Raw genomic sequence first — 19858 nt, 5'->3', positions numbered from 1 at the left:
ATCGGTCATCCACTCATCGTGTAAAGAAGCTCAGCGGCCGCTCGACGAATTCGAATACCACTCCGTCGGGTGAGCGCAGGAAGGAGATGTACAGCCCCTCGATCTTGGTGCCCGGCAACGGGCACCACACCGGATCACCCATGGCCTCAACGGAATTCGGGATCAACGCCATTGCCGCCTCGGTGTTTTCCACCCGCAGCGCGCAGCGGTACAGCCCTTGATGGTTCCCGCCCCACGGCACCGGGTCCACGTCACGGGTGCCGGGATGTTCCACAATGGTGAGGCTGAACTGATGGGCGTCCTCAGGAAGCGCGTAGCGCGACACCGCGCATTTGACGGCATCGGGTGACCCGCCAGGCGTGAGTTGGTCGCCGGCCACCTCGACTTGAGTCGGCGCCTGCACCTGAGTGAAACCGATCGCGGCAAGGAACTCTCCGGTGGCCACCGCGTCGATGGCGGCGATGCGGATTCCGGCGAACACCGCCCCCGGCTTATCGCTCGGGACTTCGGTGAGCTCGATGACCGCTCCGTCGGGGTCGACCGCGAGAACCGATTTAGAGCCGGAGATCAGGCCGTCGACCGGCCCGCCCACGGTGATGCCGGCCTCGCGCAACGCTATGACGGTTGCATCGAGATCGGCCACTGTCAGCAGCGTCGACCGGATGCCGGGACGAGTCGGGTCACTGTTCGGGTCGGCTTTCAGCGCCGGGTTGTGAAACTCGATGGCCTCCAAAGCGCAGCCGGCGCGGCCGCCTCGCGAATCGTAAAGAAACGATGTCTCACAGAATGTTTCGTCGCCGTCGATGCCGAGGATGCTGCCGTCGGTCGGAACTTTGGGATCGGTACGCATTCGCGCCGAGAGTCCGAGCTGCCCGACATAGAGCGCCTCGGTGGCGTCCAGCGATGCGCAGTTGAGATTGACGTGCAGGAAGCGCCGCGCAAGTTCCTCCGAAGCCACTACAGCACAACCGAATTGATTTTGAATTCGATGATTTCTTCCTCACTGAAGCCAAGCTCAGCGAGTAGCGCATCGGTGTGCTCACCGTGGCCCGGCGCACACGTCAGGTCCAGCGGAGCCTCGTCGAACTGCACGGGGCTGGCCGCCAGCGCGAACTCGTTGTCGTTCGCATCGGTGACTTTGGGCAAATACCCGTTGGCGATCACCTGCGGGTCGCTGTGCACCTCGTGAGCGGTGTGCATGACGTCCCACACCCCGTCGAAACCAGCAAATGCCTTCTCCCAGTGGGAGAGATCTTCGGACTCGAACACGCTGCGCAACTCGCCGATGCACTCCTGACGGTTGCCGAACCGCACGACCGCGTTAGCGAACCGTTCGTCCTCGATCAGATCGGTGCGGCCCAACCGGGTGCAGAAGTCCGCCCAGAATCGGTCGGCCTGCAGCAGCACGAAGGCGATGAACCGGTTGTCGCGGGTCTTGTAGATGCTGGCCACCGGGTTGGGCATCTCGTCGAGGTTGAACTTCGGGATGTCCTGACCGGTGACGCCTGATCCGACGATGTCCGGACCCAACTGCCAGATCGCGGCGTTGAGCAGCGACACGTCGACCACCGACGGTTCGCCGGTGCGCTCGCGCTTCAACAGGGCCGCGGCGATTCCGCCCGCGATCGCCAGCCCGCCATAGGAGTCGCCGAATGCCGGTCGCTGAATCGGCGGGTAGGTGCCGTCGCCGGCCGAATAGGCATCGCCGATGCCGCCGCGCGCCCAGTAGGCGGCCAGGTCGAAGCCGCCCTGCGAGGCGAGGTCGCCACGGGTGCCGTAGCCGTGGCCGCGGGCATAGATGATCTTGGGGTTGCGCGCCCGCACCTGCTCGACGTCGATGCCCATCCGCTGGCGCGAATCCGGCAGCAGATTCGTGACAAAGACGTCGGCGGTTTCGAGCAGCTTCATCAGCAGCTCGAGCCCGTCCGGGGTCGAGGTGTCCAGCCCAATGCTGCGCTTGCCGCGGTTCGGTTGCTCGATGAAGTGATTCACTCCCCCTGCGCCGGTGACGATCCCGGAGCTGATCAGGCCACGCTGCGGGTCACCGGTCTCGGGGTGCTCGATTTTGATGACGTCGGCACCCCAATCGGCGAGCACGGCGCCGGCGGCCGGAACGAATGTCCACGCCGCCAGCTCAACGACGCGTATTCCGCTGAGGATGTCGCTCACAGGGGGTATCCGATCGTCTTGGTCTGTAGATGCTGCTCGAAGCCCTCGATGCCGTTCTGCCTGCCTATACCGCTCATCTTGTAGCCGCCGAAGGGGGCGTCGGCGCCGTAGTACATGCCGCTGTTGATCATCAGTGAGCCCGTGCGGATGCGGCGGGCGACGGCCATGGCGCGCTCGTCGGAGCCCATGATGCCGCCGGCCAGGCCGTAGGTGGAGTTGTTGGCCAACTCCACGGCGCCGTCGTCACCCCCGTCGTACGGCGTGATGGACAGCACCGGCCCGAACACTTCCTCCTGGAAGATCGTGTGGTCCGGTGCGACGTCGGCAACGACGGTCGGTGCCACGAAGTATCCGCGGTCCAGGCCGTCGGGGACTCCGCCGCCCGTGGTGACGCGGCCTCCGTCACGCTTGGCTATCTCGATGTAGTTCAGCACCCGGGCCTGTTGCTTGGCCGAGACCAGCGGCCCGCAGAAGGTGTTCGGGTCCGCAGGGTCGCCGACGGCCAGGGAGCCGAATGTCGCGGAGGCGATCTCGACGGCCTGGTCGTAATGCGAGCGCGGCACCAGCATCCGGGTGGCCAGCGCGCACCCCTGCCCGGAGTGCATCAGGGCGCCGATACAGCCGGGCAGCGCCGTGGCCATGTCGGCGTCGTCGAGCACGAGGTACGCCGATTTGCCGCCGAGCTCGAGCATGTTGCGTTTCATGGTGTCGGCCGAGAGCCGCTGGATGAGTTTGCCGACCGCCGTCGATCCGGTGAAGGAGACCATGTCGATCCGCGGGTCGGTGGCCAGCACCTGGGCGATGTCGTTGTCCGACGCCGGGACGATGTTGACCACGCCGGCCGGGATGTCGGTCTTCTCGGCGATGATCCGACCCCACCGCAGGGCACTCCAGGGCGTCTCGATGGCCGGCTTGAGTACCATCGTGTTCCCGGTGGCCAGGATCTGGCCCACCTTGTTGCTGATGATCTCGAACGGAAAGTTCCACGGCGTGATGGCGCCGACGACGCCCATCGGCTCCTTGACCACGACGCGGTTGTACGGCACACCCATCTTCGCGTCCTGATCGAGCATCCGCTCCCACTGGAAGGTCGAGATCAGCTGGGCCGGCCACCGGATGGCGTCGGCCAGCGGCCATCCCATCTGTGCGATGTGGGTCATCCCCACCGTCGCACCGACCTCGGCGATCAGCTCGGCGCGAATGTCTTCGGCTTCCTCCTGCAGCGCGTCGTGCAACTGCATCAGGCAGCGTTGACGGAACTCGTGGTTGGTGGACCAGTCGGTGGAGTCGAAGGCACGCCGGGCAGCGGCGATGGCCTCCTCCATGTCTTCGGCGCTGGCGTCGGTGGCGAGCCCGAGGACTTCCTCGTTAGCCGGATTGATGTTGTCGACGGTCTTACCGGTCGACGAATCCCGCAGCCGGCCGTCGATAAAAAGCCTGGCCTCGGGATTGAACTGGACAGTTGTTGCGGCGACCGGTGAAGCCGTCATTGGCGCTCCCTCTCGCAGAATTGTCGGCGTGGGCTAGTGTACCTTGTTATAGATAACTGTTTAGCGGATTCAGCTCCGGCTGGCGAGACGCGAGAACCAACGAAAGGGCAGCCAGTTGTCCGCCCCTGTCGATAGCGCCCTGCACGACGGTCGCCAACCTGAATACGTGTCCAGCATCGCGGCCTACCGCGAGGACTTTCGTCGCTACCTGCGCGACCTGGACGCTGCCGACGAGTGGCGCACGGCGGCGTTCACCAGCGCCGAGGATGGCCTGACCCATGACGCCGCGGTGATGGCCCGGCTGCACGCTGACGGCTGGAACCGGTACGGCTGGCCGGAGGCCGCAGGTGGGTTGGGCGGCAACGAGATTCACCGTGCGGTGTACTACGAGGAACTGGGCCGTGCGATGCTGCCCATTCCGGCCCAACACTGGACGCTGGAGACACTCGGGCCCGCCCTGTTGAAGTTCGCCCCCGGTCTTGCCGCGGCGTATCTGCCGGGTTACCTCAGCGGCGCCGAGTGGTGGGGCCAGAGTTTCTCCGAACCCGAGTCGGGCAGCGACCTGGCCAGCCTGCGCACCCGCGCGGTCGACGACGGGGCCGGGGGGTTCGTCGTCAGCGGTCAGAAGATCTGGACCAGCCAAGGGCCCACCGCCACGCGCCTGTTGGCGTTGGTCCGGACCGGAACCCCCGAGAGCCGGCACCGCGGGCTGACGATGATCATGGTCGACGCCGACGCACCGGGCGTCACCATTCGCCCGATCGCGCTGGCCAGCGGGCGCCGCGAACTCGCCGAGGTGTTCTTCGACGACGTCCGGGTCGACCGTGAGCGGGTCGTCGGCGACGTCGGCGGCGGCTGGGCCGTGGCGATGCATCTGATGCAGTACGAACGCGGCATGTACGGCTACGCGGTGCTGAACAAGGTGCTCACCGAATTGGGTCGATTGCGTGAGCACATGGTGACCGCCGGCGCTACCGACGCGCAACGCCAGCGCTTCTCCAGGGTGTATGTCGACGTGGCGGCCGCCCAGGCACGCACTGCCACCACCGTGCGCCGATTGGCCGCGGGCGAGGCGGTCGGTGCCGATAGCAGCATCGACAAGCTGCTGTTCGGCCGCGCCGAGAAGGAGGTCAACGACCTCATCCTGGAAATCGAGCGAGAGCAGCTGATCGCCGGCACGGGCCGTGGCGGCGCGGAACTGGACACCGCGCGGGCCGAGTGGTGGTACTCACGGGCGGCGACGGTGATGGGTGGCACCGCCGAAGTGCAGCGCGGCATCATCGCCGACCACCTGCTCGGGCTGCCCAAGGAGAAACGATGAGGAAGGCGCCGGTGCCCGACGAGTCATGGCAGATGGTCGAAGAGGCGGTGTTTCGCCTCTTCGAGGAGCTGGCGGGCAAGACCGCCGGTGAGCACCTGGCAATCGGTGGGCGGCTGGCCGAGTTGGGCTGGTCGGAGATAGAGGCCGAGTACCCCGTCCAGGCGGGTGAGCTGTTGTTCCGCGCGCAAGGCAGATCACTGGCGCTGACGGACTGCTTGGACCGCATCATGTTGGCCGAACTGGCCACAGTGCTCGACGGTCCCGCGGATCACGTGCTGCTGCCCGACCTGTCCACCGGTGGTGTGGTGGCTTCCGATGCTGACCGGGTCTCGGGCATCGTCCTGGGACCGTTAGAGGGTCGAATCGTGGTGCCGGTGTCCGGGTCGACGGGCGCGGTGTCGGCGGCCGTGGTCGACGCCGGGCGGCTCAACGGCCACCGGCTGGACACCTTTGATATGTCGACGCACTGGACTCGGGTGAGTGGATCACTTGACGTCCCGCTGGTCGAGGCCTCCACCGAATGGAAGCACGCCGTCGCCGCGGCCCATCGGGGTCTGGCCACCGAACTGGTCGAACTGGCCGAGCAGGCGCTGCGCATCGCGGTCGAGCACGTCAGCGTGCGCGTCCAGTTCGGCGCACCGATCGGGTCATTTCAATCGCCGCGGCATGCACTGGCCGATGCCTCGGCGGTGCTCGAGGGCGCGCGCGCGCTGCTGGGCGAGTCGTGGCGAGACGGCGGCGAGCTGTTGGCGCTGGCCGCTAAGGCCGCCGCGGGCCGGGCACACCGCGCCGTCAGCGACGTGGCACTGCAGGTGTGCGGGGCAATCGGACTGACCGCCGAGCACGACCTGCACCGCTATGTCACTCGCGGATTCCAGATCAACGCGCTCTGCGGGTCGCACGATCAGCTCGAAGGGCTGCTCGCCGAGCGACTCTTCGAGGACTCCGGCGAGGACTGGGCACCCGGCCGCGCCCTGCCGGCCGTCGTCACGTGGGCCGAGTAGAAGGAAGCGTATGCGCCGCAACATTTTCGACGAGATTCACGACGAGTTCCGCGCCACCGCAAGGAGCTTCTTCGAACGCGAATGCGTGCCGAACGTCGAGAAGTGGGAACGCGACGGCAAGGTGAGCCGCGAGGCCTGGCTGGCCGCGGGCGAACACGGATTGATCGGTTGGGAGTTCGACGAGAAGTACGGCGGGCTCGGAGTCAAGGACTTCCGGTTCAACCAGATCATCTCCGAGGAAATGTTCCTGACCGGCTCGGTCGGCATCGGCCTGGGCGTGCAGAACGACATCCTGGTGCCGTACCTCAACGATCTGACCACCGAGGAGCAGAAGGAACGCTGGCTGCCCAAGTTCGTCTCCGGCGAGTACATCGGGTCCATCGCGATGTCCGAACCCGCGGCCGGGTCCGACCTGGCCGGCATCAAGACCACCGCGCGCGACGAGGGCGACCACTGGGTGGTCAACGGCCAGAAGACCTTTATCAGCAACGGCCTGCTGTCCAAGCTGGTGCTGACGGCCGTGAAGACCGATCCGTCGGCCCGGCACAAGGGCATCAGCCTGCTGATGATCGAGGACGGGATGGAGGGTTTCACCCGTGGCCGCAAGCTCGACAAAATCGGCCAATACTCCGCCGACACCGCGGAATTGTTCTTCGAGGATGTCAAGGTGCCCAAGCAGAACCTGGTCGGCGAGCTCAACCGCGGGTTTTACCATCTGGTCTCCAACCTGCCCAGCGAGCGGGTCGGCGTGGCCTGCTACGCGCTGCCGGCCGCCCGCCGCGCGCTCAACCTGACCAAGGCCTACGCGTTGGAGCGCACCGCGTTCGGGCAGCCCATCGGCAAGTTTCAGGTCAATAGGCACTTCCTGGCCGAAATGCAGACCAAGCTCGACGCCGCTCAGACCTACCTCGACCAATGCGTGCTCTCGGTCAACGACGGCACACTGTCGGATCAAGATGCCGCGGGCTTGAAATGGTGGACCTCCGAAGTCCAGTGGGAGATCATCGACCGATGCCTGCAGCTGCACGGCGGCTACGGCTATATCAACGAGTACGAAGTGGCCAGGCTCTGGCGGGACTCGCGGGTGCAGCGGCTCTATGCGGGCACCACTGAGATCATGAAGGACCTCATGGGACGGGCGATGGGGTATTAAGGGTGACGTTGCTAACTGACGGTCGCCAATTCCCGGCTCAACCGGCTAGTTCGGCTAACCTGCTAAATGGTTAGTTGATTCGCATATTCGCATAGCGGCGGAGGTTGCAATGGAGGTCACCAGTCTTCGAGAACCGAAGATGGCCGATCGGGTGGCCACGGTGCTGCGGCGGATGTTCATCCGCGGCGAGATCATCGAAGGCACCATGCTGCCACCGGAATCGGAGCTGATGGAGCGTTTCGGCGTGTCCCGGCCAACGCTGCGGGAAGCGTTCCGCGTGCTCGAATCGGAGTCGCTGATTCAGGTTCAGCGTGGGGTACGCGGCGGGGCTCGCGTCACCCGCCCCCGGCGCGAAACACTCGCCCGCTACGCCGGCTTGATCCTCGAATACGAAGGCGTCACGGTGAAGGACGTCTACGACGCACGAGTGACGCTCGAGGTTCCGATGGTCGAGCAGTTGGCCAAGGACCGCAATCCCAAGGTGATCGCCGAACTTGAGCAGATCGTCGAACGCGAATCGCAGCTGAATCCCGGCAGCGAAGCCGTCGATCAGCTCACCGACTTCCACGCCGCAATCGCGCGGTTGTCCGGCAACAGCACCCTGCAAATCGTCAGCGACATGCTGCATCACATCATCGAGAAGGCCAACCGGTCGCTGCAACCCACCAAGGGCACGCGCGCCGAGCAGGCGGTCCGCCGCTCGGCGAAAACCCACCGGATGGTGCTGGACATGATCAAGGACGGCGACGCCGAGAAGGCCGGCGAGCTCTGGAAGCGCCATCTGCAGAAGGCAGAGGAGTTCGTCCTGACCGGGGCCGAATTGTCCACTGTCGTAGACCTTCTCGAATGACCGGTATCGACGAAGAGGTAAACCAGCACGATCTCGAGACACCCGACTCGATACAGGTCCGGTTCGGTATCGAATACGTCGAATCACAGCCGGCCAAGGCCACCGCCGTGCTTTCGATGCCGATGCACCGATTCCGCAATCCGTACACCGGCGCTCCCACTGTGGGCCCCTTGGCGATCCTCGTCGACGCCGCTGCCGGGATCGTCAACCATTACCGCAGACGGCCAGGCCAGTGGACGGTGTCAAGCGAGCTGTCGATGGACCTCAGCCCAGACGTCCGTGACCTCGACGGCACGGTGCTGGCCAGCGCGCACTCGCCGGGTCCACTGGGTGCCACGTCGCTGGGAATCTGCACACTGACCTATCGCGGTACTGTCATCGGCACCGGCATAGTGCGATCGTTCTTCATCCACGCCGGCGACGTGGTCCCCCAGCAACGGCCGGAGACGCTGCGCCGGTCGGGCGAGACCACTTTCGCCGACCTGATGGCGGTGCACGTTGCGCAGGATGGTCCGGCGACGGTGCTGGCGCAGCGTGTGGACCGCAACCTGAACAACGACATCGACATCGTGCACGGGGGCGTCGCCGCCGCCGGCCTGGAGCTCGCGGCATCGGCGGCGCTAAACCGGGACCCTGCCGACGGTCTGCTGCGGACCGGCTCGCTGCGAGTGAACTTCCTGCGCCCCTTCTTCGCCGGCGGCAAATCCCGCTACGAGGGCACGCCGCTGCGGGTGGGCCGCAACACCGGCGTGGCCGATGCGCAAGCCATCGGCGACGACGGCAAGGTGGCGATCACCGCGCGAGCGACCGCCTACCGCTGAGGTCGGTCGCGCTCACACGACGATCACGCGGACCTGCGCGACGTTGGCGATCCGGCACGAGCTTGCGGCTGGGTCGCCATCCCGGTGCGAGTGGACCCGGCCAGTCACGAAGTACTCGCCGGGCCGATCGAACGCGTGCTTGGTGAACAGGGCTACGGAGGCTGCCGATCCGTCGATGCCCTCGTGGCTGAACGGGAAGGAGCCGGTGCCGTCGAAGTCCCAGTCGGCGGAGATGATCGTGCCGGCACCCGGAGGCACCGTCGCCCGCAGCTCCACCTCCACCGCTTCGCCCACCGCCGCCTCGGCTCGGTCAGTGCCGTTGACGGTGACCGCGATGACCGCTTGGATGCCTCGGCGCTGCGCAGCGTCCGGGGACAGGATCACCTTGTTCTCGACGTAGTCGTAGGCGGTATCGACGGGCTCGATGCCGTCCTCCACCCACGCGATCAAATCAGCCAGCGACTGCTCGATGTACGGCAGGTAGTCGATCAGCCAGGTGTTGCTGGCCCGGTTGGGCAGCGAGGGCACCATCATCGGGGGGGTGTGCTCGGCGTTCTCGATCCACCGGAGCCGGAAACGCTCCTTAGCGCCGGCCTGCCCCTGCGCCCGCAGCACGGCCTCGCGGTAAATGAGTCCCTGCGAGGGCCACAGCGAGGAGTCCTTGGTGTGGTGGACCCAGATGAGCTTGCCGCGGTAGAGCCCGGAGTAACCGACGCCCATGAGGGCCGACTGCCGCGGCACGGGGTGCTGCGGAAACACGGGATGACCGTCGACCCGCAAGGAGTCGAACTGTGGGTCGCTCATCAGGTGGTGCCGCGCGTAGTAGTGGAAGGCCAGAAAGTCACGGTTGTCGACCAGCACCTCGTCGCCGGGTTGCACATCTTTGAACCGGAGCAGGTTGGCCTCACCCGCACCGTCGCAGTAAAGGACGTCGTCGGCGTGGGCTCCGCAGTAGAGCCGCCGCCCGGCCGCCGCCCCCGTCAGCATGGTGACGCTCGTGCCGAGCCGGTAGCCCGTCTGCCCGAGGCCCTCGAGCTCGACCACCATGGGTAGCGAGGGGTCGGCTCCGAGGCTGGAGAACACCATGATCAAGAGCCGGAAGTTCTGGTGGCGGGGCTCGAGGAAGCGCGGATCCCCCAGGACGTCGGTGCCCGTGAGCACCTTGGCCACGGTGGCTCGAGTGTTCAGGATGTCGCGCTCGAGGAGGTCCGGCTGGTCGAAGCCGACGTAGCCGGGCTTGGTCCAGAAATCGTCGAAGTAGCTGGGGTCCTGCTCGAGCAGCGATGTGGCCATCGAGGTCCAGAGCCACATCTGGCCGAGGGGTTTGCCGATCATGTACTCGTCGCCGCGCGGGAAGCCCTGCCGGTACAGGCTGGCCAGTTCCTCGCGCTGGTGGGTGGTCAACCCGGCGAAGGGGTCTCCGTGCCCGCCGGGAGCCATGGCGGCGGCGATCTCCTCCGTCTTGTCGCCGAGCAGGCGCTGGCAGTTGAACATCGTGGCGAACGACATCACCTGGGCGCCTTCGATCTTCTCCGTGTTGCCATGCTCCACGATCGGGCCGCCGCCGGCGAACGGCAGCGCGCCGTCCCACACGTCGGGGGCGTTCTCGAGGCACAGCGGTGACCGCCGTCCACCGCCCGAACCTCCCCAGACATAGGTGTGGTGAGGTGGCTCGCCGTAGACCTGCGCGGCGACGAATTTGGCCAGTCGTGCCGTCTCCGCGCTGGCGCGGTATCCGTAGAGCGTCGGGTCGTCGCCGCCTCGGGGGTCGAGGTCGTCACCGATGTGGCCTTGATTGGACTCCACCATGCAGCCGCCGAGGCGCGCGCACATCCGTAGGCCCCCAAGGAAGTCGGCCATGAGGTCGTTGCCGAAGGCGTTCTCGTGGCCGCCGTGAGCGCCCTCGAGCGGCTGGAGGATCCGTCCGCGGTACTGCCCGTCGGTCGGGAACCAGAATGCCCAGCGAGTGGCGGTGTCCGCGAAGCCACCGTGGACGTAGCGGTGCGCGATCGGTTCCGATCGCTCTTCGCCGACGTCCACGTACGGCGTACCGAAGAACCCGTCCGTCGGCACGTACCCGGCCACGTCGATGGTGCCGCTTCCGACCTGCGAACGCTGACCGGTCTCGGTCATCGATGTCTCCTTACGTTTGTGTCGCCACCGCCTCGTTGCCCACTTGACACAAAGTTGCGGGTATCTGCCAACTTTTGCACCCTCTGACAGATGCTGTCTAGAGTCGTTCCGTGCTGACTAAACCCGCCGCGCTCGTCGAGGAAGGGGTCTGGGATCGTCGCCGTCGCCTTGTCGCGGGCGAGATCGAGCAGGTTGCGCTGCGGTTGTTCGCGGAACAGGGCTACGACAACGTCACAACGGACGATATCGCCCGGGCATGCAATATCTCCGCAAGAACGTTCTTCCGGTACTTCGCCGCGAAACGCGATGTGCTCCTGGCTGTCCCACGCCGTAGCCTGGTTGTCCTGTGCGATGCGGTGGACCAGCGCCCCGCAAGCGAGGACCTGCTCAGCTCCTGGCGCGCGGCCGCCATCGGTGTCCTCGGTGGCGACGAGGTTGATCTCGCCCTGATCGAACAGCTCAAGGCGCTCGTCCGTGACAGCCCCGATCTCATCGACACGATCAACGGCGACGCCGAACTCACTGAGCGATTTGTGCGGACCAACGCCGCGCGGCTCGGTGTCGACCCGGCGACCGACCTGCGTCCGATCGTCGTCGCGGGAGCCGTGCGCAACGCGCTCATCGCGGCATTGGACCAGTGGTCCTCCAGTCGCGCCGCCGACCTCGCGCAATCCTTCGGTGAGGCCTTCGACATCCTGGCTCGCCTTGACGCGATCGGCGGTCGACGCGCCGCCAAGACTCCACGTTCGCGGAGTCGGCCCGGGTAGCCAAATCGAATCGCGCTCGAACGCCGGTGCGCTGCAGTGCTTTACAAGTCCGCTACTTCTTCGATCGTGCCCGGAACGCGGCCACCCGCTCCTTGAACTCTGGGGTGGAGAATGACGTGTACTCCTCGGCCAGCGCGTACTCCAGCACACCGAGTGCGGCCCGCGACAGGTGCATGTTCATCGCAACCTTGCTGGCGCGCAGTGCTTGAGGCGGCAGACCGGCGAGTCGCTCCCCGATCACGAGCGCCTCGTCGAGCACGGTGTCATCGGTGGCCACCTTGGTGACAAGGTTCAGCTTGTCTGCGATCGCCGGGGTGATCCGATCCCCCAGCAGCACATACTCTTTGGCCTTCATCAGGCCGATCAGCAGCGGCAGCATCGCCGCGCCACCGTCCCCGGCCACCAACCCGACCGCGACGTGCGGATCGGCTAGATAGCTGCTCTGCCCCATCACGAGGAAGTCACTCAGCAACGCGATCGAGCAGCCGAGCCCGACAGCCGGGCCGTTGACCGCCGACACCAGCGGCTTGGGGAAGTTGATCACCTCCAGGAACACCGTGCGGGCCTCGGTGATCTGGAACTGGCGTGCCACCGCGTCATCAATCAGGCGTCCGAACATCACCATGTCGCCGCCGGCCGAGAACGCCTTACCGATACCGGTCGTCACCACCGCCCGTACGTCGTCGTCGGCAGTCAGCACCCGCCAGATCGTGGCGAACGCGTGGTGGACCTGTTCGTTGACGGCGTTGAACGCCTCGGGCCGGTTGATGCTCACGACGTGGACGTTGCCGCGCTTCTCCACCAGCAGCCACGGCGCAAACTCTTCGTAGCCGGGCAGCGTGGCGATCTCGGATGTGGTCATATGATGGTCCCGTCAGTTCTTCTCGTTGGAAAGGACAGTGACGGCGGAGACCGCGGTCGGCCCGCCGATGTTGTGGGCCAACGCAATTCGCGCACCGTCGACTTGATTCTCGGCTTCACCGCGAAGCTGGTTGAACAGTTCGTAGCACTGCGCCACGCCGGTAGCTCCCGGCGGGTGCCCTTTCGCCTTCAACCCGCCGCTTGGGTTGATCGGAATCGACCCGCCCACATAGTGTTCGCGGCCTTCCACCAATTTGTAGGCCTCGAAACGGTGTGCGAACCCCAGATCTTCGTAGCTGATCAGCTCGACGCCGGTGAAGCAGTCATGCACCTCGGCGACGTCGATGTCGCGCGGCGTCACCCCGGCCATCGCCATCGCCGCCTTGGCGGCGCGCACCGTCGGCGGGAACGTCGTCATGTCCGCCTTGTGCTGGTGCATCACCCGGTCCATGCCCAGCCCGACGCCGCGAACCCAGACCGGACGATCGGTGTAGCGGTCGACGACTTCCTCGGCGGCCAAGATCACCGCGGCCGCGCCGTCGCTTTGCGGGGTGCAGTCGTAGAGTCCGAAGGGTTCGACCACGATCGGTGCGGCCAGCGCCTGCTCCACGGTGATCTCGTAGCGCAGTTGAGCTTTGGGATTCTTCACTGCGTGGAAGTGGTTCTTCACCGCCACCATCGCCATGTGCTCCTTGGTCGCCGGCGACTCGTGCAGATATCGCATCACGTGCAGCGCGAAATTGGCGGGCGCAACCAGCCCCAGCGGGTAGTCCCACGCGTTGTCGCGCGTCATCGCCGCCCAGTCCCAGAACGTGGTGTTCGAGGAGGTCTCGCGGACCTTGTCGGCCCCGACCACAAGCACCACGTCGTAGAGGCCGGAGGCGATCGCCAGCGTTCCGTTCCGGATCGCGTCATTGCCCGTCGCACAGGCGTTTTCGACGCGGGTTACCGGGATCTCGGTCAGATCGAGGGTGTCGGCCAGAATGCCCGACGGGAACCCGTCGGTGGTCGACAGCTCGCCGAACCACGCGGCTTCGATCTCAGCCTTATCGATGCCCTTGTCGACCTTGGCGACCGCTTCGGCATACGCCATCGGAATCAGGTCCTTGACGCCGAGCTCGAAGTGTTCGGCGAAGGGCGTCATCCCCGCGCCGACGATGGCAACGTTTCTCATGCAACGGTTCCTTCCAGCGTGCGGCCCGGCCAGAATGCGTAACCATAGTCGGGGATGCCGGCCCGAATAGCGATCCTGCGCAGCACCACCGAGCCAGGCTCTCCGATCCTCGCCTCGCCGGCGGGTATACCGGTGACCTTCAGCAGCACCCGCACCGGGCTGCCGTCGAGCTGAACGACGGCCAGTGAGTAGGGGCTGGGCAGGTCGGGCACCGGGATCCGCACCGTGGTGTGGGTGTAGACGGTGCCGGTGCGCGGCAGCGGCTCGAGCCGGTATTCCGTGGCCAGTCGCCCGGCGTTGTTCACCCTCAGCCGCGGGGGGAACTGCGGCGCGGCATCGATTCCTGGGCTCTCGTCGAAAACCGCTGCTTCCCATCGGATTTTAGGCTCGAAGGCCCGCGCATACGCGGGCATCGAGATCGGTATGCCGACGCCGTCGGCGACGCGCATCTTGGGTAGTTCCCGCGCCGAAAATTCGTCGCGGGAGATCCGGGGCGTCGCGCCCCCGAACGCGAGGTCGGCCGCGCTGATGCTGGACTGCTCGACCGCGAGCAACAAGCCCTGCGTACCCGCCTCGATCGCGTCCGCGAGCAGCCGGATGATCGCCGCCGCGGAGACACTGGGGTCGGCGACGGCCCGCGACGTGTCGAAGTCGCTCGCGATTTGCGCCAGCGGCACACCTGCCACGGCGGCCAGCGCCGGGCTTCCGGTCAGGCCCAGTCGGGTCAGGGTGGAGCGCACCCCCACCTCGCGTTGCAGCCGGGGGTCGACGTAGGCATGGCGCGCGCCGTCCTCCCCTCGGGCCGTCAGAGGCAGGCTCCGCGTCTGGCGCGCCGCCGGGGTCAGCGTGACGCCGCCGTCTCCGGTGAGCACCGCCCCGGCCCCCGCCGCAAGATCGTTGTCGTCGGCGGCGATCACCAAGGTGCCTTCGCCGGCGCTGCAGATTTGGTCCAACACGGCGGGCGCACCGCCGAGGACCTCGGCGACGGGGGTGTCGGCCGGCAGGGACAACGCGGCCAATAGCACCGCGCCGTTGCCGCCCTCGAGCAGCGGAAAGTCACGTGACACCAACGCCACGCGTTGCGCCGTGGCCTCGGGATCGGCGGCGCGACCGGCGGCGACGGCCATGGTCAGCGTGTCCTCGTCGGGTCCCTTGACCCGCCGGTCACGCACCGTCCATGGCGGTAGGTAGGTGCCGATCGAAAAGACCCGAGTCATAGATCCCCGCTTTTGTGGATGAGCGCGCGTTACAGCGCGCAACAAACTAGCTATATAGTTATAGCATTCAACCTCACAGCCTAGCGACGGACGGAAGGGTCAACGAACCGTGGGCAATCCCCATCCTCGCAGTCTGAAGGATCGCGTCGTGCTGGTAACCGGTGCCAGCCGCGGCATCGGCGCCGCCATTGCCGAGCGTATCGCCGAAGACGGTGCCGCCGTGGCTTTGCTGGCCAAAACTGAGACACCGAATCCCAAGATCGCGGGCACCCTTGCCGAGACCGCGGACGCCGTGCACCGCGCGGGCGGCCGTGCCCTACCGCTGACCTGCGACGTGCGCGACGCGGGCGCGGTCGCTTCAGCCGTCGCGGCGGTCGCCGACGCGTTCGGTGGCATCGACGTCGTCGTCAACAACGCCGGGGCCCTGGATCTGCGGCCGACCGCGCAACTCCCGCCGAAGAACCTGCGGCGTCTGCTTGAGGTCAATGTGGAGGGGCCGTTCGCGGTTGTGCAGGCTGCGCTTCCGCATCTGCGCCGGTCTGCCAACGCACATGTGGTCAACGTCTCTCCCCCACTGAACATGGACCCCGGCTGGGTCGGCGCCCACGTCGGGCACACCGTGGGCAAGTACGCCGAGAGCCTGCTTACCTTGGGTTGGGCCGAGGAGTTCGCCTCGGCGCCGATCGCCGTGAACTCGCTGTGGCCGGCCACCACGATCGCCAGCACGGGGATGATGGTCGCGTTGGGAGAGGTAGCGGTACGCGCGCAGGCCCGTAGCCCACAGATCATGGCTGAGGCGCTCCACGCGCTGGTCACCCGCCCCGCCGCGACGTGCAGCGGCCACTTCTACACCGACGAAGAGATCATGCGGGAAGAAGGCCGCGACGACCTGTCGGCCTACCTACTGGCCCCGAGCGAAGAGGACCTGAAGCCCAACTTCTACCTCCCGTCGGCCCCGGTGCCTACGGTTTAGGAGCTGTGGTGAATTCGTTCGACGCGTTGAGCGCCCGTGTGCCCGAGTTGGTCAAGCTGCGCTCCGCCGTGCGGGACTTCTTACAGTCCGACCGCGCCGAATTCGGATGGCAGCCCGGCGTCGACTCGTGGCTGGCCGGGTGGGACGAGGAGTTCTCAGCGCGGCTGGGCGCCGCCGGATTCGTCGGCCTGACCATCCCGAAGCAATATGGCGGCCACGGTCTCGGGCATTTGCACCGCTATGTGGTGACCGAGGAGCTGATCGCGGCGGGTGCGCCCGTGGCGGCGCACTGGACCGCCGATCGCCAGGTCGCACCGGGTCTGTTGACCTACGGCAATGAGGAGCAGCGCGAACGGTTGTTGCCCAAAATCGTTGCCGGCAAGCTCTATTCGTCGATCGGCATGAGCGAGCACGGCGCCGGGTCCGACCTTGCCGCCGTGCAAACCAAAGCCGTCCGCGCCGACGGCGGCTGGTTACTCTCCGGCAGCAAGGTGTGGACCAGCGGCGCCCACCATGCGCACCAGGTCGTCGTGCTGGCCCGCACCAGCCCGCCGGATCCCGAACATCGCCACGCCGGTTTCAGCCAGTTCCTGGTGCCGTGCGATGCCGAGGGCGTCCGCATCGAACCCATCATCTTGATGTCGGGCGCACATCACTTCAACGAGGTGCTGTTCGATCAGGTCTTCGTATCCGATGCCGATGTGCTCGGCGAGGTCGGCAACGGCTGGCACCAGGTCACCTCCGAGCTGTCGTTCGAACGCAGCGGGCCCGAGCGGATCCTGTCCACCGGCCCTCTACTGTTCGCCGCCATTCGCGCACTCGGTCGTGGGCCGGTGCCCGATGACCGCACCGCAGCCGACATCGGCGACCTGATGGCGCGGTTGATCTCGCTGCGGCAGCTCTCGTTGTCGGTGGCCCGCACGCTCACCGACGGCGGCGATGCGGCGAATCAGGCCGCGCTGGTGAAGGACCTCGGCACCCGCTTCGAAGCCGAATCCGTGGGATTGATCGCCGATCTGCTCGAGGCGGTACCACCGAATTCCGAGCTGGAGACGATGCTGAGCACCGCGTGGCTGCACAAGCCCATGTTCACCCTGCGCGGCGGTACCAACGAGGTGTTGCGCGGCGTGATCGCCCGCGGAATGGGGCTGCGATGAGCGCCCTCGCTGGCGGGGTTTTCGCCGTGACAGGGCCTAAGGACGACGACACGCAGCTGCGTCAGCTGGTCGACGACCTTGGGCGGCGCTCCTACGACGCCGGTCTGGGCCATCGCGGCATCCCCGACCAGATCGACACCGAGCTCTGGCGCAACCTCGAGGAAACCGGGCTGGCCAGGCTGACCAGCACGCCGGACATGGGAGCCGGCCCGCACGAGCTGGCCATTGCGCTCTACGGCGTGGCCCGCCACGCCGGTGCGGTGCCGTTGGCAGAAACCGACGCGCTCGCCGGCTGGCTCGGCCAGCAGGTCGGAATCGAGCTACCCAGCGGCCCGCTGACCGTTGCGGTCGCCGATGGCGCAGTCGACGGCGACCGGATCACCGGCACCGCGGACGCGGTGCCGTGGGCGCGAGCGTGCGCCGCCGCCCTGCTGGCCGTCACCACACCCGCCGGCCTGCGGATCGGTGTCATCGACGTAATCCCCGGCCAACTGCGGGAAGGTCACAACCTAGCGGGCGAACCCCGCGATTCGCTCGTGTTCGACGTGCCGGCCGACCAGTTGCATGACGTGGACCCGGCGCTCGGCGCCGAGCTGGCTCGGCGCGGCGCATGGTCACGCTGTGTGCAGACCATCGGGGTGCTGGACGCGGCCGCAGCGCTGTCGGTGCAGCACACCCGCCAGCGCGTCCAGTTCGGCCGTCCGCTCAGCGCCTTCCAGTCCGTGCAGCAGTCACTGGCCGGGATGGCCGGGGAAATCGAAAGAGCCCGTGCTGCTGCGGAGTTGGCTGTCGCCGCCGCTGCTGAGCACGGCTTCGCTTCCCCCCACACCGACTACACCGTCACCGTCGCGAAGGTCGCGGTCGGCCGCGCCGTCGACCCAGTCACCAGCGTCGCCCATCAGCTGCACGGCGCGATTGGTGTCACCAGCGAGCACCCGCTGTGGCTGTTCACCATGCGCGCTCAGAGCTGGACCGGAGATTACGGCACGACCGCGAACTACGCGCGGCGACTCGGTCGGCTGGTCTTGGCCACGGACGATCCGTGGAGTTTGGTGACGGGCGATCCGGCTCAACTGGAAAACAACGGTATTTAAGGAGAATTGGTGACTGTAGCGAAATTCGAAGGCGCGTCGGCGATTGTCAGCGGCGGTGCGGGCGGCCTGGGCGAGGCGACGGTCCGTCGGCTCCATGCCGACGGACTCGGCGTGGTGATCGCCGATCTCGCCGCCGACAAGGGCAAGGCGCTGGCCGACGAGCTGGGCAGTGGGGCGCTGTTCGTGAGCACCGACGTAACGAGTGAGGACAGCGTTCTCGGCGCGATCGAGCAGGCCAACCAGCTCGGCCAGCTGCGCTACGCGGTCGTCGCGCACGGCGGTTTCGGTGTGGCGCAACGGATCGTGCAGCGCGACGGCAGCCCCGCGGACTTCGGCGGCTTCACCAAGACGATCGATCTCTATCTCAATGGCACCTACAACATGGCCCGACTCGTGGCTGCAGCCGTGGCCACCGCAGAACCCCGCGATGGCGGCGAGCGGGGCGCGCTGGTGCTCACCGCCTCGATTGCGGGCTACGAAGGGCAGATCGGGCAGACTGCCTATGCCGCCGCAAAAGCCGGTGTCATCGGGCTGACCATCGCTGCCGCCCGTGATCTGAGTTCGGCGGGTATCCGAGTCAACACCATTGCACCTGGAACGATGAAGACGCCGATCATGGAGTCGGTCGGCGAAGAGGCGATCGCCAAGTTCGCTGCCAACATTCCGTTCCCCAAGCGACTAGGCACTCCTGCCGAGTATGCCGACGCAGCAACGTTTCTGCTGTCCAACGGCTACGTCAACGGCGAGGTGATGCGCCTAGACGGCGCGCAGCGCTTCACTCCGAAGTAACCGGCGCGGGCGGACGGGCCGGCCTCGCGCCAGCGGTAGCGACGCGCTACAACCGGCCCTCCACCCGAAGTTTCGGGTGCACCCAGTCCGGCGAGGTCTTCTGCTTGAACGCGCGGAAGCCCTCGCGCGCCTCGGGGCCAAACATGCTGGTCTGCATCCCGATCCGGTCGAACAACCCCAGGTAGTTGTCCAGGCTGGCTTTCACCACACCCCGTGCGGCCGGGGCGGTTCGACAGCATTGGGCGAGAAGTTCTTTGGTGACGTCGAGCAGGTCGTCGTGCGGAACCACCCTGGCCACCATGCCCCAGTCGAGGGCCTCCTGCGCAGTGAGCGTCCGGCCGGTGAACATCAGGTCCTTGGTGCGGACCGGGCCGATCAGGCGCGCCAACACCTGGCTGTAGTAGGTGTCGGCAATCCCCCGGAACAACTCGGGCACCCGGAACGTGGCCTGATCGCTGACCACCGCAAGATCGCTGCACATGGCGATCTGCAGGCCGCCACCCTGGGCCAGCCCGTTGACCGCCGCCACAACCGGTTTCGGGGACTGCCGCAAGACGTCGAACGGCGTCGCGTCCATTCCCATGGTTGCGGCGAAGTCCATCCAATTGTCCTCGGCGGACTGACTCAGGTCACCGCCCGGCGCGAAGACGTCACCGGTGCCGGTGATGAGCAGGCCCGCGAGGTCGGGGTCGGCATTGACGCGACTCACCGCGTAACGGATCCCGAAGTACATCGCGGGCGTCATCGCATTCCGCGCCTCGGGGCGGTCCAAGGTGCAGATCGCAAACGCACCTTCACGTTCGAACCTCAGGTAGGGGCTCCCCAACCAGTCACCGTCGGGTGGGCGCGGACCGCCATTGGGTCTGTCGGACATGTGATATCCCT

General features: G+C 66.6%; 18 protein-coding genes. 10 read left to right on the top strand and 8 right to left on the bottom strand.

The genetic code is table 11. From position 1 onward, the window contains the following. Nucleotides 1-13: 13 nt before the first annotated feature. The 3 genes from MTY59_RS08380 to MTY59_RS08370 are packed head-to-tail and all read right to left on the bottom strand — an operon-like array spanning nt 14 to nt 3659. Complete coding sequence (locus MTY59_RS08380) at nt 14-958, bottom strand: VOC family protein (RefSeq protein WP_221045249.1); 945 nt, start codon at nt 956-958, stop codon at nt 14-16. Further along, entirely contained in the window at nt 958-2169 is a 1212-nt protein-coding gene (locus MTY59_RS08375; protein ID WP_221045248.1) for a CaiB/BaiF CoA transferase family protein, read from the bottom strand. The genes MTY59_RS08380 and MTY59_RS08375 overlap by 1 nt, the downstream gene beginning before the upstream one ends. Beyond that, nucleotides 2166-3659 carry an aldehyde dehydrogenase family protein gene (locus MTY59_RS08370; RefSeq protein ID WP_221045247.1) on the bottom strand — a complete coding sequence of 498 codons (1494 nt, stop codon included), beginning with the start codon at nt 3657-3659 and terminating at the stop codon, nt 2166-2168. The genes MTY59_RS08375 and MTY59_RS08370 overlap by 4 nt, the downstream gene beginning before the upstream one ends. Before the next feature lie 115 nt (nt 3660-3774). Between MTY59_RS08370 and MTY59_RS08365 the strand changes: the two genes are divergently transcribed. From MTY59_RS08365 to MTY59_RS08345, 5 genes are all read left to right on the top strand, one after another. Next, nucleotides 3775-4980: an acyl-CoA dehydrogenase family protein gene (locus tag MTY59_RS08365; RefSeq protein WP_221045246.1), complete on the top strand. Its 1206-nt coding sequence runs from the start codon at nt 3775-3777 to the stop codon at nt 4978-4980. After that, a complete protein-coding gene (locus tag MTY59_RS08360; protein ID WP_221045245.1) occupies nt 4977-5984 on the top strand; it encodes an acyl-CoA dehydrogenase family protein in 1008 nt (335 codons plus the stop codon). The genes MTY59_RS08365 and MTY59_RS08360 overlap by 4 nt, the downstream gene beginning before the upstream one ends. 10 nt (nt 5985-5994) lie before the next feature. Further along, nucleotides 5995-7137 carry an acyl-CoA dehydrogenase family protein gene (locus MTY59_RS08355; protein ID WP_221045244.1) on the top strand — a complete coding sequence of 381 codons (1143 nt, stop codon included), beginning with the start codon at nt 5995-5997 and terminating at the stop codon, nt 7135-7137. Nucleotides 7138-7246: 109 nt separating this feature from the next. Further along, a complete protein-coding gene (locus MTY59_RS08350; RefSeq protein ID WP_221045243.1) occupies nt 7247-7987 on the top strand; it encodes a FadR/GntR family transcriptional regulator in 741 nt (246 codons plus the stop codon). After that, nucleotides 7984-8808, top strand: a complete 825-nt coding sequence (locus MTY59_RS08345) for a PaaI family thioesterase (RefSeq protein WP_221045242.1) — start codon at nt 7984-7986, stop codon at nt 8806-8808. Before MTY59_RS08350 ends, MTY59_RS08345 begins: the two co-directional genes overlap by 4 nt. A 12-nt stretch (nt 8809-8820) precedes the next feature. On the opposite strand, the gene MTY59_RS08340 is transcribed toward MTY59_RS08345, so the two are convergent. After that, nucleotides 8821-10941 (bottom strand): tannase/feruloyl esterase family alpha/beta hydrolase, encoded by a 2121-nt coding sequence (locus tag MTY59_RS08340; RefSeq protein WP_221045241.1) that lies wholly within the window; start codon nt 10939-10941, stop codon nt 8821-8823. Nucleotides 10942-11051: 110 nt separating this feature from the next. Between MTY59_RS08340 and MTY59_RS08335 the strand changes: the two genes are divergently transcribed. Next, a complete protein-coding gene (locus tag MTY59_RS08335) occupies nt 11052-11708 on the top strand; it encodes a TetR family transcriptional regulator (protein WP_221045240.1) in 657 nt (218 codons plus the stop codon). Nucleotides 11709-11760: 52 nt separating this feature from the next. On the opposite strand, the gene MTY59_RS08330 is transcribed toward MTY59_RS08335, so the two are convergent. Genes MTY59_RS08330 through MTY59_RS08320 form a run of 3 tightly spaced genes read right to left on the bottom strand, consistent with a single transcriptional unit; the run spans nt 11761 to nt 14960 of the window. Further along, nucleotides 11761-12570: an enoyl-CoA hydratase/isomerase family protein gene (locus MTY59_RS08330; RefSeq protein WP_221045239.1), complete on the bottom strand. Its 810-nt coding sequence runs from the start codon at nt 12568-12570 to the stop codon at nt 11761-11763. A 12-nt stretch (nt 12571-12582) separates the two neighbouring features. Further along, nucleotides 12583-13743 (bottom strand): thiolase C-terminal domain-containing protein, encoded by a 1161-nt coding sequence (locus tag MTY59_RS08325; RefSeq protein WP_221045238.1) that lies wholly within the window; start codon nt 13741-13743, stop codon nt 12583-12585. Continuing rightward, nucleotides 13740-14960, bottom strand: a complete 1221-nt coding sequence (locus MTY59_RS08320; RefSeq protein ID WP_221045237.1) for a Zn-ribbon domain-containing OB-fold protein — start codon at nt 14958-14960, stop codon at nt 13740-13742. Before MTY59_RS08320 ends, MTY59_RS08325 begins: the two co-directional genes overlap by 4 nt. Nucleotides 14961-15108: 148 nt before the next feature. Here MTY59_RS08320 and MTY59_RS08315 point away from each other — a divergent pair, with 148 nt between their 5' ends. Genes MTY59_RS08315 through MTY59_RS08300 form a run of 4 tightly spaced genes read left to right on the top strand, consistent with a single transcriptional unit; the run spans nt 15109 to nt 18973 of the window. Continuing rightward, nucleotides 15109-15933, top strand: a complete 825-nt coding sequence (locus tag MTY59_RS08315) for an SDR family oxidoreductase (RefSeq protein WP_415822208.1) — start codon at nt 15109-15111, stop codon at nt 15931-15933. 5 nt (nt 15934-15938) lie between these two features. Then, nucleotides 15939-17090, top strand: coding sequence for an acyl-CoA dehydrogenase family protein (locus MTY59_RS08310; RefSeq protein ID WP_221045235.1), 1152 nt, complete (start codon nt 15939-15941; stop codon nt 17088-17090). Then, nucleotides 17087-18184: an acyl-CoA dehydrogenase family protein gene (locus tag MTY59_RS08305; protein WP_221045234.1), complete on the top strand. Its 1098-nt coding sequence runs from the start codon at nt 17087-17089 to the stop codon at nt 18182-18184. Before MTY59_RS08310 ends, MTY59_RS08305 begins: the two co-directional genes overlap by 4 nt. A 9-nt stretch (nt 18185-18193) precedes the next feature. Then, on the top strand, nt 18194-18973 hold the full coding sequence (locus tag MTY59_RS08300) for an SDR family oxidoreductase (RefSeq protein ID WP_046181857.1): 780 nt from the start codon (nt 18194-18196) through the stop codon (nt 18971-18973). Nucleotides 18974-19019: 46 nt separating this feature from the next. Here the strand turns inward: MTY59_RS08300 and MTY59_RS08295 are convergent, their stop codons facing one another. Further along, on the bottom strand, nt 19020-19847 hold the full coding sequence (locus MTY59_RS08295; RefSeq protein ID WP_221045233.1) for an enoyl-CoA hydratase/isomerase family protein: 828 nt from the start codon (nt 19845-19847) through the stop codon (nt 19020-19022). Nucleotides 19848-19858 lie beyond the last annotated feature (11 nt).

It is taken from the genome of Mycobacterium senriense, assembly GCF_019668465.1.
In the GTDB taxonomy this organism is placed as follows: domain Bacteria; phylum Actinomycetota; class Actinomycetes; order Mycobacteriales; family Mycobacteriaceae; genus Mycobacterium; species Mycobacterium senriense.
Note: the sequence above shows the minus strand (reverse complement) of the source record. Positions and strands in the feature narration are given on the sequence as shown.

Excerpts from the sequence above, each read along its gene's own strand:
- MTY59_RS08370 (WP_221045247.1), bottom strand. The coding sequence starts at position 3,659 with ATGACGGCTTCACCGGTCGCCGCAACAACTGTCCAGTTCAATCCCGAG.
- MTY59_RS08360 (WP_221045245.1), top strand. The coding sequence starts at position 4,977 with ATGAGGAAGGCGCCGGTGCCCGACGAGTCATGGCAGATGGTCGAAGAG.
- MTY59_RS08355 (WP_221045244.1), top strand. The coding sequence starts at position 5,995 with ATGCGCCGCAACATTTTCGACGAGATTCACGACGAGTTCCGCGCCACC.
- MTY59_RS08350 (WP_221045243.1), top strand. The coding sequence starts at position 7,247 with ATGGAGGTCACCAGTCTTCGAGAACCGAAGATGGCCGATCGGGTGGCC.
- MTY59_RS08345 (WP_221045242.1), top strand. The coding sequence starts at position 7,984 with ATGACCGGTATCGACGAAGAGGTAAACCAGCACGATCTCGAGACACCC.
- MTY59_RS08340 (WP_221045241.1), bottom strand. The coding sequence starts at position 10,941 with ATGACCGAGACCGGTCAGCGTTCGCAGGTCGGAAGCGGCACCATCGAC.
- MTY59_RS08330 (WP_221045239.1), bottom strand. The coding sequence starts at position 12,570 with ATGACCACATCCGAGATCGCCACGCTGCCCGGCTACGAAGAGTTTGCG.
- MTY59_RS08325 (WP_221045238.1), bottom strand. The coding sequence starts at position 13,743 with ATGAGAAACGTTGCCATCGTCGGCGCGGGGATGACGCCCTTCGCCGAA.
- MTY59_RS08320 (WP_221045237.1), bottom strand. The coding sequence starts at position 14,960 with ATGACTCGGGTCTTTTCGATCGGCACCTACCTACCGCCATGGACGGTG.
- MTY59_RS08305 (WP_221045234.1), top strand. The coding sequence starts at position 17,087 with ATGAGCGCCCTCGCTGGCGGGGTTTTCGCCGTGACAGGGCCTAAGGAC.
- MTY59_RS08295 (WP_221045233.1), bottom strand. The coding sequence starts at position 19,847 with ATGTCCGACAGACCCAATGGCGGTCCGCGCCCACCCGACGGTGACTGG.